Annotated in this window: 15 protein-coding genes; 13 read left to right on the top strand and 2 right to left on the bottom strand. The window is 61.0% G+C overall.

The features are described from left to right. Positions 1-390 precede the first annotated feature (390 nt). The 10 genes from BFP99_RS31570 to BFP99_RS31525 are packed head-to-tail and all read left to right on the top strand — an operon-like array spanning position 391 to position 10,447. On the top strand, positions 391-984 hold the full coding sequence (locus BFP99_RS31570) for a transposase (protein WP_065926276.1): 594 nt from the start codon (positions 391-393) through the stop codon (positions 982-984). A 59-nt stretch (positions 985-1,043) separates the two neighbouring features. After that, on the top strand, positions 1,044-2,633 hold the full coding sequence (locus tag BFP99_RS31565; RefSeq protein ID WP_065949049.1) for a ShlB/FhaC/HecB family hemolysin secretion/activation protein: 1,590 nt from the start codon (positions 1,044-1,046) through the stop codon (positions 2,631-2,633). A 24-nt stretch (positions 2,634-2,657) separates the two neighbouring features. Next, entirely contained in the window at positions 2,658-4,457 is a 1,800-nt protein-coding gene (locus BFP99_RS31560; protein ID WP_065949048.1) for a DUF2341 domain-containing protein, read from the top strand. Positions 4,458-4,468: 11 nt separating this feature from the next. Continuing rightward, positions 4,469-4,894 carry an ExbD/TolR family protein gene (locus BFP99_RS31555; protein ID WP_010211136.1) on the top strand — a complete coding sequence of 142 codons (426 nt, stop codon included), beginning with the start codon at positions 4,469-4,471 and terminating at the stop codon, positions 4,892-4,894. Positions 4,895-4,897: 3 nt separating this feature from the next. Further along, a complete protein-coding gene (locus BFP99_RS31550; protein WP_065949047.1) occupies positions 4,898-5,602 on the top strand; it encodes an energy transducer TonB family protein in 705 nt (234 codons plus the stop codon). Between the two features lie 47 nt (positions 5,603-5,649). After that, positions 5,650-7,350 carry a putative porin gene (locus tag BFP99_RS31545; RefSeq protein WP_065949046.1) on the top strand — a complete coding sequence of 567 codons (1,701 nt, stop codon included), beginning with the start codon at positions 5,650-5,652 and terminating at the stop codon, positions 7,348-7,350. An 18-nt stretch (positions 7,351-7,368) separates the two neighbouring features. After that, entirely contained in the window at positions 7,369-7,995 is a 627-nt protein-coding gene (locus BFP99_RS31540; protein ID WP_065924372.1) for a DNA repair protein, read from the top strand. 20 nt (positions 7,996-8,015) lie between these two features. Continuing rightward, complete coding sequence (locus BFP99_RS31535; protein WP_065949045.1) at positions 8,016-8,477, top strand: YbjN domain-containing protein; 462 nt, start codon at positions 8,016-8,018, stop codon at positions 8,475-8,477. Further along, positions 8,474-9,415: a peptidylprolyl isomerase gene (locus tag BFP99_RS31530; RefSeq protein WP_065949044.1), complete on the top strand. Its 942-nt coding sequence runs from the start codon at positions 8,474-8,476 to the stop codon at positions 9,413-9,415. The genes BFP99_RS31535 and BFP99_RS31530 overlap by 4 nt, the downstream gene beginning before the upstream one ends. 51 nt (positions 9,416-9,466) lie before the next feature. After that, the gene (locus tag BFP99_RS31525) at positions 9,467-10,447 is read left to right on the top strand and encodes a LysR family transcriptional regulator (RefSeq protein ID WP_065939816.1); all 981 of its coding nucleotides are present in this window, start codon (positions 9,467-9,469) and stop codon (positions 10,445-10,447) included. Between the two features lie 92 nt (positions 10,448-10,539). Here the strand turns inward: BFP99_RS31525 and BFP99_RS31520 are convergent, their stop codons facing one another. After that, positions 10,540-15,600, bottom strand: a complete 5,061-nt coding sequence (locus BFP99_RS31520) for a dermonecrotic toxin domain-containing protein (RefSeq protein WP_141690863.1) — start codon at positions 15,598-15,600, stop codon at positions 10,540-10,542. A 165-nt stretch (positions 15,601-15,765) separates the two neighbouring features. Here BFP99_RS31520 and BFP99_RS31515 point away from each other — a divergent pair, with 165 nt between their 5' ends. The 3 genes from BFP99_RS31515 to BFP99_RS31505 are packed head-to-tail and all read left to right on the top strand — an operon-like array spanning position 15,766 to position 17,852. Beyond that, positions 15,766-16,320 carry a histidine phosphatase family protein gene (locus tag BFP99_RS31515; RefSeq protein ID WP_065924377.1) on the top strand — a complete coding sequence of 185 codons (555 nt, stop codon included), beginning with the start codon at positions 15,766-15,768 and terminating at the stop codon, positions 16,318-16,320. A 45-nt stretch (positions 16,321-16,365) separates the two neighbouring features. Continuing rightward, the gene (gene cobF, locus BFP99_RS31510; protein ID WP_065924378.1) at positions 16,366-17,121 is read left to right on the top strand and encodes a precorrin-6A synthase (deacetylating); all 756 of its coding nucleotides are present in this window, start codon (positions 16,366-16,368) and stop codon (positions 17,119-17,121) included. Between the two features lie 11 nt (positions 17,122-17,132). Continuing rightward, entirely contained in the window at positions 17,133-17,852 is a 720-nt protein-coding gene (locus BFP99_RS31505) for an alpha/beta hydrolase (protein ID WP_065949042.1), read from the top strand. Between the two features lie 235 nt (positions 17,853-18,087). Here BFP99_RS31505 and BFP99_RS31500 read toward each other — a convergent pair whose 3' ends face one another. Then, positions 18,088-18,642 carry a hypothetical protein gene (locus BFP99_RS31500; RefSeq protein ID WP_065924380.1) on the bottom strand — a complete coding sequence of 185 codons (555 nt, stop codon included), beginning with the start codon at positions 18,640-18,642 and terminating at the stop codon, positions 18,088-18,090. Between the last annotated feature and the right edge of the window lie 50 nt (positions 18,643-18,692).

The raw sequence follows: 18,692 nt of genomic DNA, 5'->3' as shown, positions 1-18,692 counted from the left end.
GAAGCGTTTTTGGTTACTTTTGGCGCTCTTCCAAAAGTGACCCGCTGTAAGAGCGGAACCCTAAGTGGCCGTTACCGCAGCAACGGATATGTACCCGGTCCAATCCAAAAAAAAGGTCGGCCCAGAGGCCGCCATCGGGGGCAAGTCGAATCGTCGCACCGCCCCTCCCACATTTCCAACCGAGTACACCGGGCACAACTCCGCTCAGCTCTAGGGCCGCCAATGCAGCCTCCAGAAAAATTGCCCCCCTCACAATCCAAAATGAAGCTTTCATGACAAAAGTTCGGTAGCTCATCGCCACTTCCGTCTTGCCTATGTAACGCGCTGGAGGCCGCCACGAGCCGCCTCCCCAGCCGTCAGCGGGACGCCAGGAGTGGGGCAATGGGAACTATGGAACGTTACTCGAAAGTAGGCATGCAAGAGCTCGACCAGCGCCTGTCGAAGATCGTCGAGGCTGCGCGCAAGAAGCCGGTTTCGGTGTACCGCTACGGCGCGCCGTGGGTGTGGATCGTCTCCCAGGACGACTGGCAGGGCGCCTTGAAGGAAGTGTCCAGCTACATCCCGGCGGGGCATTCGCTGGTGCTGTTGCGCCCGCAGATCGACGAGGTGCTCGAGCAGCATCGCGACCTGCTCCAAGCCGCGCCGGGCATGTCGATCGCGCCGCAGACCGTGGTGCAGATCCTGCTGCTGCAACTGCTGTATTCGGTGCCCAGCGAACAGCAGTTGCACGAGCAACTGAACTACAACCTGCTGTTCCGCTGGTTCGTCGGCCTGGAGCTGAACCAGAAGGTGTGGAGCATCCACGCTTTGCAGCGCGACATCGCCAGCCTGTTGAACAACCCGCAGGCCGTGCAGTTGATCCAGACCATCATCGGTGAAGTGTTCTGTGGCGCCTTGCTGCACATGCCGGAGTTCTCCCTGAACTTCGCTTTGCTGCACACCTGGCTGGCGCGGCACAGCCATCTTTCGACCAGCAGCAATTGAGCAGGCCAGACGCCGTGCAATCGGCGACGGCGCAAAATCTTAGACAGTTAGGGGGCGGTGTGGAGCATCTGTTCAAATCAACGCTGGCGTTGTGCTGCCTGACGCTGGGCGTCCTGGCGCAACCGGTGTGGGCCGAGGAGGGTGGTGAGGCCCCGGCGCGTAAGGTGGACGTCAATGAGTACTTCGTGCGCGGCAATACCGTGCTCGATGCGGCGACGATCGAGGAGGCGGTGTACCCGTTCCTTGGCCCGCAAAAGACCCTGGACGATATCGAAGGCGCGCGCGATGCGTTGCAGAAGATCTACCAGGCGCGTGGCTACCAGTCGGTGTTTGTCGAGCTGCCGGAACAGAAGGTCGATGACGGCATCGTCTATCTGCAGGTCAGCGAAACCAAGGTCGGCCGCGTGCGTGTGGTCGGCGCCAAGCACTATTCGCCGGTGGAGATCCGCGAGGAAGTGCCGGGGCTCAAGGAAGGCGCGGTACCGGATTTCACCACGGTGCAAACCCAGTTGGCCGGGCTCAACCGCAGTGCCGGTCGGCAGGTCACGCCACTGGTCCGTGAAGGCCAGCGCCCCGGCACCATGGATGTGGATCTGCAGGTCGAGGACCAGAACCCCTGGCACGCCAGCCTCGGCCTGAACAACGACTACAGCGCCGACACCGAAAAGCTGCGCTCGGTCGCCACCCTGGGCTACGACAACCTCTGGCAACTGGGCCACAGCATTTCCCTGACCTACTTCACCGCGCCCCAGGACACCGAGAATGCCAAGGTCTGGTCGGGCTCCTACAGTGCGCCGCTGAACGAACGCTGGACCTTGCAGTTCTCCGGTTACCAGTCCGACAGCAACATCGCCACCATCGGCGGCAGCAACGTCTTGGGCAAGGGCCATTCCTATGGCGTATCCGCCATCTACAGTTTGCCGGCGGCGGGCAACTGGGCCAACTCGTTCTCGTTCGGGGTGGACTTCAAGGACTTCGACGAGCAGATGAAGTTCGGCGCCAGCAGCGACCAGGTGCCGCTCAAGTACGCGCCGTTCACCCTGGGCTACAACGGCTATCGCTACACCGAGCAATCCCAACTGGGGTTGGGCTTGAACCTGGTGGTCGGCACCCGTGCATTTTTTGGCTACGGCAGCGACGCCGAAGAGTTCGATTACAAGCGCTACAAGGCCAGTGCCAGTTTTGCCGTGCTCAAGGGCGACCTGAATTACACCTATACCTTCGCCAACGATTGGCAGTCGGCCTCCAAGGGCGCTTTCCAGCTGGCCTCCGGGCCGCTGGTGTCCAACGAGCAGTATTCCGCCGGCGGCGCCACCTCGGTGCGCGGCTACCTGGCGGCCGAGCGCACCGGGGACGAGGGCTATTTGCTCTCCCAGGAACTGCGCACGCCGTCCCTGGCCAAGTTCCTCGGCAGTTATGTGCAGGAGTGGCGCTTCTATGCGTTCGCCGAAGGCGCGCGCATGCGCCTGCACGACCCGCTGCCCGAGCAGGAAGACGAATACAGCCTGGCCAGTGTCGGCCTGGGCACCCGCGCCAGTTTGAGCAAGTGGTTGTCCGGCAGCCTGGATTGGGGTTACCCGCTGCTCGATGGACCGAACACCCAGAAACAGGACTCGCGACTGCACTTCAGTGTGCAGGCGACTTTCTGACTTTTTCTTCCGGAGACTTCACCCATGCAACGCCTATTCCTGAGCCTGTTGATCTGCCTGGGCTTCGCGCTCCCGGCCACTGCCCATGCCTGGTGGCAGGACGATTGGCACTACCGCAAACAGATTTCGGTGGACACCACCGCCCAGGGCGCCGCGATCAGCCAGGCCCTGGGCCGCACCGCACTGTTGGTGCGCCTGCACACCGGCAACTTCACCTTTGACGGGGTCAAGGACGACGGCGCCGACCTGCGCTTTGTGAGTGCCGATGACAAGACCGTGTTCAATCACCAGATCGAAAGCTTCGACCCGCTGATGGGCATGGCGTTGATCTGGGTCGATGTGCCCAAGGTCGAAGGCGGCCAGCGCCAGGACTTCTGGATGTACTACGGCAACCAGAAGGCCCCGGCCACCGCCAATGGCCAGCTGACGTTCGATCCGAATTACACCGCGCTCTATCACTTCGATGGCGCCAACGCGACGCCGCCACGGGACACCACGGCCTACGCCAACACCGCGTTGAACGCCACCGGCGCGAGCATCGACGGCGTGATCGGCCGCGCCTTGCAGTTCGGCGGCCAGCCGCTGCTGTTGCCGGCCAGCCCGTCGCTGCAACACGCCGCCGGCGCTGCCTTCACCTTCAGCGCCTGGCTGCGCCTGGACCAGGCCAGCGGTGAGCAAATCGTACTGGCCCGACGTGACGGTGCCCACAGCCTGTTGCTGGGCCTGAACCAGGGCTCGCCGTTTGTGGAGATCGACGGCCAGCGCGCGGTGTCGACCCAACCGCTGAACCCTGGCCAATGGCAGCACCTGGCGTTCACCGCCGAGGGCGACAAGGTCACGCTGTATGTGAATGGCCGTGAAAGCGCCACGCTCGCCGTGGCCATGCCTGGGTTCAACACGCAGCTGGCGGTCGGCGCCGACCTGCCGGAAGCCGGCAGCGCGCACCTGCCGTTCGCCGGGGCCATGGATGAGCTGCGCCTGTCCAAGGTGGCGCGCCCGGCCGCGCTGTTGCTGGCCGATGCGAGTGCCCAGGGCGCCGAGTCGAAACTGGTGGCCTACGGCGTGGATGAAGAACAGTCCGGCTTCGGCTTCGGCAGCCTGGGCTTTTTGCTCAACGCCGTGCCGGTGGACGCCTGGGTGATCATCCTGGTGCTGGTGGCGATGATGTTCCAGTCGTGGGTCATCATGCTGCGCAAGAACCGCCAGGTCAGCCGCCTCAGCAGTGCCAACGAAGTATTCCGCGAGCACTTCGCCCAGATCGGCACGCGCCTGGAGATGTATGCCGACGACGCGCAGTTGGCTGAGCGCCTGACCCACTCTTCGCTGTGGCGCCTGTACCTGGTGGCGGTCAAGGAGATCCGTACCCGGCGTGCCCAGGGCGCCGACACCTCGTCGGTGTCGGCGGCGACCATCGAAGCGATCCGTTGCTCCATGGACGGTGTGCGCACCCGTGAGAACCAGGCCCTGAGTTCCAAATTGTCGACCCTGTCCAACGCCATCGCCGGCGGCCCGTACATCGGCCTGCTCGGTACGGTGCTGGGGATCATGGTGGTGTTCCTCGGCACGGCCATGGCCGGCGACGTGAACATCAACGCCATCGCTCCGGGCATGGCGGCGGCGTTGCTGGCCACGGCCATGGGCCTGTTCGTCGCGATCCCCGCGTTGTTTGGCTACAACCGCCTGATCACGCGCAACAAGGAAGTCAGCGCCGACATGCGCGTATTCGTCGACGAGTTCATCACCCGCCTGGCGGAGATGCACGGCGAGAGCCAGCACAGTGAAACCGCGCACCGCCGCGACCATCACGCATCGGTTCCGGCCTGAGGAGAATCGCCATGGCTTCCGTAAATGCCTCACACGACGATGACGATGATGCCGCCGTCGACAGCATCAACATCACGCCCCTGGTGGACGTGCTGATGGTAGTGCTGGTGATGTTTATCCTCACCGCCACCGCCCAGGTTTCGGGGATCCAGATCCACCTGCCCAAGGCCAGCGCCTCGGTGTCGCTGTCGGAGGCCAAGACCAAGGCCATCTCCGTGAATGACGGCGGCCAGGTGTTCCTCGATGCGTACCCGGTGACCCTCGGCGAACTGGAAGAACGCCTGCGCATCGAGAAAGCGCTGAACCCGGACTTCCCGGTGATCGTGCGCGGCGATGCGATGGTGCAGTACCAGAAAGTCATCGAGGTGCTCGACCTGCTGCGCCGGCTGGAGCTGTCCCAGGTCGGCCTGGTCACCGGCAAACCGAGCCAGGGCTGAGTGATGACCGCACAGATCCCGATCGCGCCATTGCCGGTGAAGAACAAACCGCCGTTGCGCCCATTGAAATGGGGCGCCGGCCTGTTGCTGGGCGCCGTGGCGGCCTGGTTTCTCTGGCAGTGGGCCAATGACATGAGTGGCGTACGCCGTGAAGCGCCGAAGGTGCCGACGATTATTCCGTTGCCACCGCCGCCGCCGCCACCCCCGGAAAAACCCAAGGAGCCCGAGCCCCAGGTTGAAGAGAAAGTCCCGGAGCCGGTGCCCAGCCCTGAACCCGAAGAGGTCAAGCCGGCCGAGGAAGCACCGCCTTCACCGAATGAAGACCTGGCCAACCCGATGCAGATCGACGGCGATGCGCAGTCCGGTAACGACGGTTTCAACATCGGCGCCGGCAAGGGCGGCGGCATGGCCGGCAGTGGCGGCGGCGGGCTGGGGACCGGCACGTACAAGCAGTACCTGGCCGGTACCTATCAGCGCCTGATGCGCGAAGACCCGGAGCTGCGCAAGAAGGCCTTTGCGATACAGATAGACCTGTGGTTGGGCGCCGACGGCCAGGTGACGAAGGCGCTGGTGGCCAAGTCCAGCGGGGATGCCGACACCGACGCGCAGATGCTGGCGCTGATCCGTGCGCCCCGCGCCGCCCAGAAACCTCCGGCGTCGCTGACGCTGCCCATGCGCCTGTCCCTCAAGGGCCGGCGTCCGGATTGATTGCACGAAACCTCTTACCTACGGTTTTTTACAGGAGTTGCGTACACATGATTTCCCCCGTGAATCGACTGACCCTGGCGGTTGGCATGGTCATCGCGACCCTGGTCGGGCAGGCGGCGGCAGCCCCGGTTGCGCCCTCGGAAAACGTCACCATCAACCTGATCCGCCTGCTGGTGCAGCAAGGTGTGCTGACCCAGGACACCGCCAATGGGCTGATCGCCCAGGCCGAAAAGGAAGCCCAGCAGGCCCGCCAGGCCAACGCCGCGCCGGTGGTTGCCAGCGGCCCGGCGACCGCGCCTGGGGATGTGCGCGTGCAGTACGTGCCGCAGGCGGTGCGCGACCAGATCCGCGACCAGGTCAAAGCCGAAGTCATGTCCACCGCCAAGCAGGAAAACTGGGCGCAGCCCAATACGTTCCCCGACTGGATCTCGCGCATCAGCTTTGATGGCGATATTCGTCTGCGCGACGAGTCGCGCTACTTCTCGGGCAATAACAGCAACAACATCACCGATTTTGCCAAGCTCAATGACACCGGCCCATACGACGTCAACAAAAACTCCAACACCAAGTTCCCACCGCTGATCAACACCCGCGAGGACCGCGAGAACCTGTTCCGCCTGCGGGCACGCCTGGGCATGAAAGCGGTGATTTCGCCGGAATGGACCGCCGGCATTCGCATCGCCACCGGCTCCGACAATAACCCGGTGTCCACCACCCAGACCCTGGGCGGCGGCTTCGGCAAAAAGGACATCTGGCTCGACCAGGGTTACCTGAGCTGGAAAACCACCGACTACATGACGTTGACCGCCGGGCGCATCGGCAACCCGTTCTATTCCACCGACATGATGTATTCCAACGACCTCAACTTCGACGGCGTGGCGGCGATCTTCAACCACAGCCTCAACAGCGAGTGGGGCCTGTTCGGTACCCTCGGCGCCTTCCCGGTGGAGTACACCTCCGACACCGCCAGCACCAATGGTATCGACAAGGAAGACAGCGACACCAAATGGCTGTTTGGCGGGCAGATCGGCGCGGATTGGAAGATCAACCGCAGCAACCGCCTCAAACTCGCCGCGGCTTACTACCAGTTCCAGGACATCGAAGGCGAGCGCTCCAGCCCTTGCTCCACCTGGCAGGGCGCGGCAGGTTGCGACACCGACGGCACGCGCGTGGCCTTCATGCAGAAAGGCAACACGGTATTCAACCTGCGCAACAACACCACCAACCCGGCGGATCCTGCGCGCGCACCCGACCCGCAGTACGTAGGCCTGGCGTCCAAGTTCGATGTGCTGGACCTCAACCTGGTCTGGGACAGCGAACTGCCCAGCGACTTCAAGCTGCGCAGCCAGGCCAACTTCATCCACAACCTGGCCTACGACAAGGGCGAGATGCTCAAGCGCAGCGAAGGCGAGATCGTCAACAACATCAACAGCAACGGCCAGTTTGAAAGTGGCGGCAATGCGCTGATGGTCTCGTTCACCCTCGGCAGCGCCCTGGAGATGCGCAAGCGCGGCGACTGGAATGTGTTGGCCGGCTACAAGTACATCCAGCCCGACGCCTTGCCCGATGGCTTCAACGACTCGTCGTTCCACCTGGGCGGCACCAACGCCAAGGGCTATTTCATTGGCGGCAACTACGGTATCGACAAGAACATCTACGCCAGTGCGCGTTGGTTGAGCGCCTCCGAAGTGTATGGCCAGCCGTTCGAAGTCGATGTGATGCAACTGGAACTCAACACGCGCTTTTGATGCGCAGGGAGATGCCACATGAATACACGAATCTGCGCGCTGTTACTGCTGCTGGTGAGTACCGGCGCGTCGGCCGAAGGCATGGAGGAGCGCCTGCGTACGCAACTGCGCAGCACCACCCAGCAATTGCAGGCGCTGCAAAGCGAACAGGCCCAGGCCAGTGCCGCACGGCTGGCCGCCGAAAACCAGGCCAAACAGGCCCAGGCGCACATCAAGCAATTGACCGCCGAGCTGGAAAAGGCCCGTGGCATGGCTGAGCAACTGGCCGGCCAGCAACAGAGCCTGCACAGCCAGGCGCAAGCCCAGGTGGCGGCGAGCAACGAGCAGATCGGCAAGTTCAAGAAGGCCTATGACGAATTGCTGGTGCTGGCCAAGGGTAAAGAAGTCGAGCGCGCGCGCCTGCAGGCGGCCTTAAGCGAACGTGACACACAAGTGCAGCAATGTTCAGTCAAGAATCAACAGATGTACGGCGTGGCCCAGCAGTTGCTCGCAGCCTACGAAAAAATCGATGTGGCCGAGGTGATGAGCATTCGCCAGCCGTTCGCAAGCAGCGCACGGGTCAAGTTCGAGGAACTGGCCCAGGGTTTTGGCGACGATCTGTACAAGAGCCGTTTTGATGCGCCCCAGGCAGCCGCCAATCACTGATAGACAAGGAAGAGATCACCATGAGCGAATTGATCACCAGCGTCACCGTCCCGAGCCTCACCGACCTGTTGCAGGACGCCGGCTACCGGGTTAACCAGAGCGAACAGAACGGCATCGTGCAGTTGCTCAGCGCCAGCCAGGGCATCGGCTTTGCCGTGCGCTTCGGTAACCCGGCGGCGGAGCAGGGCAGCTATGTGGACTTCACCTACAGCTGCGCGCTGCGGGTACAGGGCGAGTTGCCCGAGGGCCTGGCCCCGGTATGGAACGCCTCGCGGCGCTTTGCACGGTTGTCGGTGCAGGGCGAGTTCCTGTTGATGGAAATGGACGTGGTGGTGGCCGGCGTTGGCGTCACGCACCTGCGCAGCCAGCTGGAATTGTGGGATCGCCTGTTGCAGGAGTTTATCGTCTACCTGCGTGAGTACAGCCAGCAGGCCGCGCAGTTGCAGGCTGCCGCGGTGGGTGAAGAGGCGGCGGTGCTGTGAAAAAGCCAACCCTGATGCTCGGCGCGGGGGCGCTGGCTGTGCTGGTGGTGGCCGTGGCGTTGAGCCTGCGACCGGGCAGCGATCCGGTGGCGGCGCAGCAACCGGCGCCGGTGATCAATCCCGCGCCGAGCGGGCCAGCGGTGGCGCGCCTGGGCAACCAGCAGATCGACCTGGCGGAGCTGAAAAGCGTGCTGGCCAGCCTGCCGGCCGAATCCCGCGAGCAACTGCGCGGCAACCGTGGCGCCCTGGAAACCTGGATCCGCTCACGCCTGGCGCAAAAAGCCGTGCTTGAACAGGCCGATGCCCAGGGCTGGCGCCAGCGCCCGGAGGTGGAGCAGCAGACCCGCGCCGCCGCCGAGCAGATCGTGTTTCGCGACTACATGCTGTCGGTCAGCCAGGTACCGGCCGACTACCCCAGCGCCGCCGAGTTGCAACAGGCCTACGACAGCGGCAAGGCGCAATGGGTGACGCCGCCGTTGTACCAGGTGAGCCAGATTTTCCTCGCGGTGAATGACCCGCAAAACCTCGATGCCGTACGGCGCCAGGCCCAGGAACTGAGCCGCAAGGCCCAGGCCGCACCGGCTGATTTTGCCGCCCTGGCCACGCAGTTTTCCCAGGACCCCGACAGCGCCGCGCGCGGTGGCGATTCGGGGATGCAGCCGTTGCAGCAACTGGTGCCGGAGGTGCGCGGCGCGGTGGCGCGGCTCAAGGTCGGTGCGGTCTCGGACGTGGTGCAGAGCCCGGCCGGGTTTCATGTGCTCAAGCTCATCGGCCAGCAACCGGCGCGCACCGCCACCCTGGACGAGCTGCGTGAACGCCTGACCCAGGCCCTGCGCGCCCAGCGCCAGGAACAGATCGCCAAGGCCTACCTGGAAGGCATGCTCAACACCGCGACCTTGAGTATCGACGGCGCCGAGTTGAACAAAGTGCTGGAGTAACACGCCTCAACCCGCATTGGATGCACAGACCAACCAGACAGGGAGTCTCCCATGGCATTTCTCGAACCGTCTGCCCCACAGGGGCCCACTGCTTACCGTGCACCTACCGAGCCACGCAGTGCCTGGCTGGCCCTGGCCAGCGAGATCGACCCGGAGGTGGCCCGCTACTTTCTGGTGAGTGCGCGCTGCGGCTGTTTCATGCAGGCCGCGCGCAGCCTGAATATCAAGGCAACCCTGTTGCGCAAGCGCCTGGCCCAGCTGGAGGAACACCTGCGCCATGCGCTGTTCAGCTACCAGGGCAACGGCCTGGTGCTCAGCCGCGACGGCCAGCAATTGCAGGCCCAACTGATCGCCCTGGCCCATGAACGGCGCCTGCCGGTACTGGAACAGCCGCTGATTCGCCTGGCGGTGGCCGAGCCGATCCTGCACGACATCCTCGGCCGCGACCTGATCGCCTTGCTGCGCCGCAATGCCAGCGTGCGCCTGGAGATCATCTCCCTCGACAGCCACCTGTCCCTGCAGGCGGTGGACGTGGATGTGGTGCTGTGGCTGGCGGACACCGACGGCCCGGTGCCCGGCCCGAGCTTTGTCACCGAACCGCCGCGGGCGCTGGCGCGATTGCGGTACCTGCCGCATATCGCCAAGCGCTATTCACGCCTGACCACGCGCCCGGACAGCGTGGAAGACCTGGCTGACTACATGCTGGTGCAATGGCAGCCGGACGCCCAGGTCGAGGCGCTGCAGCCGTGGAACCAGGTGGTGCAACAACGCCAGGCGGCGGTGGTGCAGGTGCATGCCTATTCGCTGATGCTGGAGATGATCCGCTGCGGCGCCTGCATCGGTTTGCTGCCGCACTACATGAGCAGCTTCGACCGGGGGCTGGTGGCGTTGCCGGGGTTGTTGGCCGAGGACAGCATGCAGCGCCAGGTGTGGCTGGCGGTGAATGCGCAGGTGCGCCACCCCGAGGCGGTGCAGATGATCGTCGAGTTGATCGTCGGTACGTTCGAGGGGCGGCGGGAGTGGTTTGATTAGTGGAAACAGCTTTGCAAATCGAGCCGTTCACTGCTCTGGGAGGCTGGGCGGGCTGCCGCCACCGTTAAGGCGGCGACGGCCGTGCGCACCCCTCACTCGGGTGTGAAGGTTTTCCACTCGTTTACCGCTGGCTCCACTTCACTTCGAGAATCGCGCATCAGCCAGTACCTGCCTTCTGTGACTTCAAAGAAAGGGACGTTACCCATGGGAGCCTCTACGGTCAGGCCAGTGGCATTGGCCAGCTTCTGGGGGAAGGCCGTCTGGGCAGCCTTATCGACGAGCAATCTAAGTGAGGTGGATTTTGTTTTGTCGCGCACCGGGGCGATCAGTGTGGCAAGGCTTTCCGGCGTCTGAGAGGTGGCTTCATTCAAGGACCCTTCAAATGTGTCTAGGGTGACTTCACTCCCCACGATATTTAATCGGTTATTTGGATTTTTGCCCGATCCATCAATGAAAAATTCAAATTGTTTATTTTCAGACGGGATCATCAGAATACTCTGGGCCTTCTGTTCGGGCGCTGATAGTTTTTCAAAGTCTCGGAAGTCATCGTAGCTGCGTATCGTCGCATCTTGTCGCGTGGGGATGAAGCTGGGATCGCTGGGGGATAGTTTGACTTTTGGTGGCCCGAAACGAGAAGGTTTGTAATTTGTCTCGACTGTCGCAACCACGGGTTTTTCAGTGGTTCCGATATTTATCTGTATCGGCTTGCCGTGTGGCTTGCTCGCCGTGGCGCTGGCGTAGTCTTGGACATATTTTTGTTGCATCGTAAGGCCTGCGAGTGTGTCGACTTCATCTTTAGATAGTGCAGGAAACTCTTTTGTAAAGTCAGTTACAAAATCATTGAATACGTCTCGGGGGTGAGTGCCCAGTGCAAAGCCTGAGTACACTTTTCCTTCAAAGCCTTTGAACGGTACGCCTGTAACTTCATGTAGATCGGTAGCGAGAGCTTTATCACCTCCATTTGCGGAGTAGCAGGTGAGGATACGCGCTTCTTTATAGTCTTTAATGTCGATGCCTCGGCTCAAGAGCTCAAAATATATGTCGCTGGCTGATAGTTTTCTTCCACCTTCGCCCATTAGTTTTGTCGGTTCGCCCGGTTCTGGCTCATATCCATGCCCGATAATATTTATGCGTTTTTCACCGTTGTAGACATCTTCAAAAGTTTGAACGCCACCATCGATGGCCTTGACGTTTTCGATGCGCCCTCCCAACGCCACGATATTGTTCGTTATTGGCGATCGCGCAACTTCGGGCAACATGCCGACGGTATTGCTTGAGTTTGAATGTGCCGCAGATGCTGAGCCTGGAGAGCGTGTACGTAAGTGAAGTACCAGTATTGCGAGGTTGGTCAACAGATCGGTAACGGCGGCTTCCTTGTGGCCGTCCTTTTCATTGGCCAGGGTTTCGATATCGCCAAGGATTCCCTGAGTCTGCAACGCCAGGCCGATGACGGCTGCGGGGCCGCGAAGGGCGGGCAAGACGGCGTTGAGGACGAGAAACCCACCTTCTTTCAGGGTTGCCCAGCGACTTTCCGCGTTTGACACCGTTTGCTGTTCGGCCAGCGTTGTCACGGTCTTGGCGTTAGCCTCGTACAGGTGGCTCATCAGTTGCCCGGCTTGCAGTTTTGCCCCTATGTCATCAATCCCGGCGCCGGTGGTGGCGAGTGTGGGGGCCGCCGGTGTGCTCGGTATAGTGAAGTCATCAATAAACACTCTGTTACGGTGCAGGTGAGGTTCGCTGAAACCACCGTGGGCATAGACTGTGCGGGTCGTTTCATCGGGCATCCAGGCCAGAATATCGTTTTGTAACTTTCCGGGTTTCTGGATGGCCTCCATCAATGCCTTGCGAGAAGGAAACTGCATCAGTGGAGCATCGGCCATCAGCGGGCGATAGAGAACATGCGGACCGACGGTGCTGTCCTTGGGTTCGATCAGGTACATGTTCTCGACGATGTCAGGCGATGCGCCAGGTTCGGGCACGAATGCCAATGGGCGCATCGTGATTTCATTGCCATTGACGGACTTGGTACCGGGAGTGGGGTCAAGTACCGCTTGAAGGTAACGAAACCCCATGGCGTTATCGAAACCAGACGCGCCTTTGGCGGTCAACTCCAGCGCCTTCATCTTTAGTTCAATCGGTACTTGTTGCACAAAACGTAGCTGACGTTCTGCTTTTTTTGCAGGGTCATCCAGCAACTCGCGTTTAAGCAAGTCTGGGTAGTTCTTTCCGACGTTGACTTTTTCAATCAACGCTTTGAGGGCGCCTTCTTTGCCCAGCGCCGGTATCAGCGTTCCCGTTGGTTTGTGGCGGACCTCTATGCTACCGCCAGGTAATCCAGCAAGGTTCTGGATGAACGCGTCGCTCAGGGCCATTTTAGTGGTCTGGATGGCTCCGAATCCGAACCCGGCCCCCGTGCCGCCATACGGCGTGTGAAACAGCACTTCTACATCATTGATGTCATAAGGGACGGGGGGCGGTGACAGCGCATTCAGTTGGTTCTGGGTATACGTGCGGATATCCGGGATACCGCTGTTATAGGTGTGTTCGTTGTTGCGATGCATGTAGCCCGCCAGTTCCATGGTGAGCTCATGCAGGATGAAGCGGTTGGCATCGGAGGTATTTTTTATCCAGTCGGACATCTTGTTCTGGGGCTGCCCAGGAGGCTGCGAGTCGAGCAGTGTGGAGTCGGTGGTGACTGCATCCGCTGCTTTGCTGTTGATAATAATGCTTGCTTGGATGTAGAACGCATTCACGTCCAATTGGGTGAGGGCGGTGCTGAACGTTGTGGTCGGCTGTTGTGTTTTCAGGTTTTGGTCCCAGGCCTGTTTGACTGCGGCCAACGAGGCATAGGGGGTTACCTTGCCGCTTGGCTCGCACACCAGCACGATCGTACGTCCCGCCACCTTACGTTCCATGACCAGGTTGGGGGTTAGATATTGCGGGGTATCGGGACGACTACTGTCAGTGCTGGAGAACCTATACACGATCACTTCGGAGCCGTCAGCCAATTTGGGACGTGTCGATCCTTGGGGATACCTTACCGCCATGTCGAGGGTTTCGCGTTGCAAGTCATCCAGCCCAGGGTGTTTCAGGCTGGCCAGGCGCAGGTTGCTACGTATCAGTTCACTGAGCATCAACCGACGATCTCCGGCGAAAATGGGCGTGACACTCACCGCCGTGTCGGCGCCTAAACCAGGGGCCGGTTCGTTGAAAGGTGGCTTGCCCCAATAATCGAGTTTGGCTGTCTGAAGCGCTTCGTTCAGCTTGCCGGGCAACTGGCTGATCGCCTGTTGGAGCGCTGATTTATCGATGTCAAGCGCGGTGCCCGCAGGATCGCCTGTACGTGCCTGCACGTCCGCACGAGTGTCGACAAACTTGCCGTCACTGCTGAACACGGGAGCGTCAGCGCCGGCGATGTGGTTAATCGCCAGTTCCATCAGGGGTATTTCCAGGTATTGACCGGGATTTGCCGGGTTGGGGACGGCGAAGGCCAACTGCTGGACATCCACATTCAATGAGGGGGATGCCTTATTGATGGCGTCCTTGAGCAATCCGGCTACCACTGCTTGCATGTTCGGTTCCCCTTCAAACAGACGCTGGCCGATGGTGTTCACGGGCCCAACGGTCGGCGGGGCGGGCGGCGTGGGTATGGCCGCATCGACCAGGTTGCGTCTGAACGGCGGTGTGGGAGTGGCGAAGCTGGGAACTGGGAGTCCTTCCCTGCGCGCCACGCGCTGTTTGGCTGCCTGTTGGCGTTCGCGAACCACAAGGGAGGCGGCGTCGTTCGGAGGATTGTCTTTGAGCAGGGCGGGGAAACCGTCGCGAATGAGCCCCGCGTTTTGTTCGGCCCACTGCGGTGAGCCGTAATGTTCGCGTACGCCGTAAAATTCCATAATGCCCGCTATCGGGTAGAGATAGTCTCCGTAGTTGTAGTTCGGCAAGGCCATCGGCCCGCTACCTCCTATCTCGCGGGCCACTTTCAAGATGGCAGGTTGAAGGGCTGCCCACTGTTTATGTTCAGCGGGAAGTGTGAGCCATTTGATGCGTCCGTCTGAGTCTGGCCCCCAGGCAGACAGACGCCCATCCGAATGGATCACTACACTTTCGATATCCAGGTTGTGTGCTTGCATGAAGCGCTTGAACGCGTCGCTGGAGAGCGCCTCTTTATAGGCTTGTGCTGCCTGTACATAGGACGAATCTTCAGGGGTACCGATGAGGACCCCCTTGGTCGCGTCGGCGCGGGGGTTCATGGCTTTGATTGTCACCAGCCTGCTGAGCATGCGCGCCAGTTCCCGGTCGGCTTCCTCGACACGTTCCGAAGGTGTCGGTGTGCGGTTTGCGTCAGCTACCCCCCTGGTGTGGTTATAGGTTGCCATGGCGATGGCGTTCTCTACTTCGGCTTGTGCCGTCCTGACGCGCGTGGCTTGCGGCGTAAGTGGGCCGTTTAAGGGCATCAGGGTTTTGAATTTATTGTTGTACTGCAAGTCGCGTATCGCACTGGGCAGGTCGTTTGGAAAGTTCGAGAAGGCTTCGCCATAGAAGTTGCTCACCACGTCAATGGGCGCGTTGCGTGCGCCGGTGTACCGAAACGATTCAAGTCGACCGGCGGCTACTTCTTTTGCCGCCGCTGCAACACCTGCGCTGGCTTCTTTCCAGCCGGGCGTATGGCTCGAGAAGAGTTGAATTTTGCCATTGATACTGCATTCCATATCATCCGCGTGGGGGAACCATCTGATCGTGGAAATATCGATGTTATTTTCCTTGGCATAGCGTGCAAACGGCTCTTGAGTGAGTGCTTGAGCGAAGAGTGCCCACGCCTGGCCGAAGGTGGAAAATGGTGGAATGTCAGTGATCGTTGGAAGTTGACCACCGTTTTTTATCACGGACTTTTTGCGACTTTCCAGCAACATCAATGCGGCGCAATACTGGCTTGCCATTTCACTGTCGCTTTTCTCCACAAGGTGTTTGCTTTGTTTCTGGATGCGTTGAAAACGTGCATCCGTTGGGGAGGGCTGCGGATTCACAGGCCACTGTGTGACAGTTTGAGTAAGTGATCGTTTGGCTCTTGGATGTTCTGACGCGCCATTGTTCTGACCGGCCTCCTGTGAGACCGGGTGCGGCTGTACGACAATCGCCTGGGGCGTGATAATCATGAGGTTTTCTCGTAATGGGCAGGGAAATAACGACACCGTAATTGCACTTTGCTGCGTCCGACGTATGACGCGTGGCTTGTAGGGAGTGGTATGGTTAAACTCGGCGGTTCCGCACGTGTGTATCAGGTTTATACGAGGCGCTATCCCGATGCAGAGTGAGCAGTGATGCAGGCCTCCCGCTTGAGCCTCATTTGCCATGCCGCCACACCCGCTCAAAAGTACGGGCGTTTTCCCGATAACGAGTCCGTGGTCATGGATTGGCAAGCGGCGGCGCTGTCCCTGGCCGGGCGCTATAAGAAGAAAACGCGTCTGCTGTGCGCGCCCGAGGCACGCGCCTGGCAAACGGCAGGGTTGTTCGGCAGTCAGGCGGTGATTGAAGAGGCCTTGCGCGATGGCGACTTTGGCGACTGGAAGGGCCAGGCCATCAGTCAGTTACGCAGCGATGCGTTGATGGACTGGATGACCCACAGCACCCGTGCGCCCCACGGTGGCGAGTCGGTCGAGCAGATTTGCGCGCGGGTCGCGGCGTGGATGAAAACGCTTGAGGCGCAACCCGGGCACGTGGTGGCCATTACCCATCCCTTTGTGATCCGCGCGGCGATGTTGCACGTCATGCAGTTTCCGGTGTCGATGTTCTATCGGATCGATGTCGAGCCCCTGTCCGCTACCGAACTGCGTTTCAACACGGTGTGGCGCCTGCGCCTGGAAACTCACGCCTGAGTGCGTGAACATGGCAAAATCCACGCCCCGCAATGAGAGCAACCCATGAAACGCATCCTGATCATCGGCATTGGCGCCGGCAACCCTGACTACATCACGATGCAGGCCGTGAAAGCGCTGAACCGCACCGACGTGTTTTTCCTGATGGACAAGGGCCAGAGCAAGGACAAGTTGATCGACCTTCGCCGCGAGATCTGCGAGACCTACATCACCGAACCTGGCTACCGCTTTGTCGAGGCCGAGTGCCCCGAGCGCGTACGTGGCGAGATCGACTACACGACTGCTGTGCAGGACCTCAACCGCGACAAGCAGGCAACTTTCGAGCGCATGATCAACGAGGAAATGGCCGACGGTGAAGTCGGTGCGTTCCTGGCCTGGGGCGACCCGGCGCTGTACGACAGCACTATCCGCATCTTGCAGGCGATCCTGGCCAGTGGCCGCTGCGCCTTTGAATTCGAAGTGATCCCCGGTATCACCAGCGTGCAGGCCCTGGCGGCCCAGCATAAGGTGGCGTTGAACCGTATCGGCAAGTCCATCGAGATCACCACCGGGCGTCGATTGGCGGCGGGGCAGGCCAGCGATGCCGATACCCTGGTGGTCATGCTCGATGCGGAAGATTCCTACCGTACGGTGGCCGATCAGGACCTGGATATTTACTGGGGTGCTTACCTGGGCACGCCAGACGAGATCCTGATCAGCGGCAAAGTCAGTGAAGTGGCTGAAGAGATCGAACGGGTGCGCAAGGCGGCGCGCCTGGAGAATGGCTGGATCATGGACACTTACTTGTTGCGCAAACCCTGAGGTAACGTCCCATGCTCAAACTGCTTGCCCTCGCACTGACCCTGGTGGCCGGCGTTGCCCACGCTGATTCCGAGCTGCACACCGATTTGCCGCTGGCGTACCTGGAACAGACCCAGGGCGATGCGCGCAACGAGCCGCTGGTGATTTTCCTGCACGGGTTCGGTAGCAATGAGGAAGATCTGTTTGGCATCAAGGACGCGCTGCCGTCCACCTGGACCTACCTGTCGGCCCGTGCGCCGACGCCGGTGCAGCCGAATGGCTTTCGCTGGTTTACCAAGGCGCCGGGTGACGGTGACTACGATGGTGTGACCGCTGATTTGCAGAGCAGCGCCAAGCTGATCAAGGACTTTGTCGGCAAAGCCACCGCCAAGTATCACACCCGGCCTGACCGGGTGTTCCTGGTGGGGTTCAGCCAGGGCGCGATCATGTCGTATGAGGTGGCCTTGCGCGACCCGCAGCTGGTGCGCGGCATTGCGGCATTGAGTGGCAGCGTGCTGCCGGTGCTCAAGGCTGAGCTGAAGCCGGATGAGCGCTTGAACAAATTGGCGATCTTTATCGGCCACGGCACCCTGGACCAGGCACTGCCGTATGCGTCGGCGACGCGGGCGAATGAGGTGTTGGTGGAGCTTGGGTTGAAGCCGGAGTTTCATGGCTATCCGGGGATGAACCACACGGTCAGTGAGGTGGAAGTGCAGGACTTGAAAGCGTGGCTGGAAACAAATTTGAAGTGAGCGCGCTGAATGAAGGTGGGAGGGGGCTTGCCCTAATGCCAGTCAGTTAAGGCTTTTTGTAGGAGCGAGCTTGCTCGCGAAAAACTCACAGGCGCCGCGTTCATTCAGGAAGCACGCGTTATCGTTGACGTTTTTCGCGAGCAAGCTCGCTCCTACAGGAGGCGATGTACGCTTAACTGACTGGCATTAGGGCAAGCCCCCTCCCACATTTGATGGGCGTTGTCAGGACTCTTTGTTATTTGCCGCCGGTAATCTGCTTCACCAGCTCTGCATGCCCCTTCGTATCATCGGCCCGCGAGATCGCCTGGATTACCAGCAAGTGGTTGCCGGAGCCGCCGAGAAACGTGGAGTTCAAGGTCTTGCCACCGCCCTGGGTGGCGGTGCTGTCAACCTGGCGCAGGCCGAGGCCCTTGAAGGTCAGTTTCTTCTCGCTCAGCTTCTTGAAGTCGGGCAGGGCAGCGCTCTGGTCCTTGACGAAGCCGGCCACGGCGCCATCGAGGAACTGCGGGTCGTTGTCCTTGATGCTCACCCCGTCGTTACGCACGGTTTCGGCGACGATCACCACGCTTTTCGTGGTCTGGTTGGCGTACATCGTGCCTTGGGTATCAGCGGTGCCGTCCTCGGCCTTGCCGGCCGGGAGGGTGTCGGCGGCGTAAGCCTTGGGCAGATTGAAGTTGAACTTACCGCCCAAGGTGGAAATGGTTTGCGTGGCCGGCTTGGCGGCGGCGAAGACGCTGCCGGCGGTCAGCGCGAGGGCCAGCAGGATAGCGGTCTTGGTGAACGTGGCCATGAAGCGCTCCAGGGGTGAACGAGATTGCGGCACATTCTGTCAGAAAATTC

It is taken from the genome of Pseudomonas sp. 1 R 17 (assembly GCF_900067035.1).
GTDB classification, from domain to species: domain Bacteria; phylum Pseudomonadota; class Gammaproteobacteria; order Pseudomonadales; family Pseudomonadaceae; genus Aquipseudomonas; species Aquipseudomonas marginalis.
The sequence above is the reverse complement of the archived record's forward strand: the minus strand, read 5'-3'. Positions and strand labels throughout refer to the sequence as shown.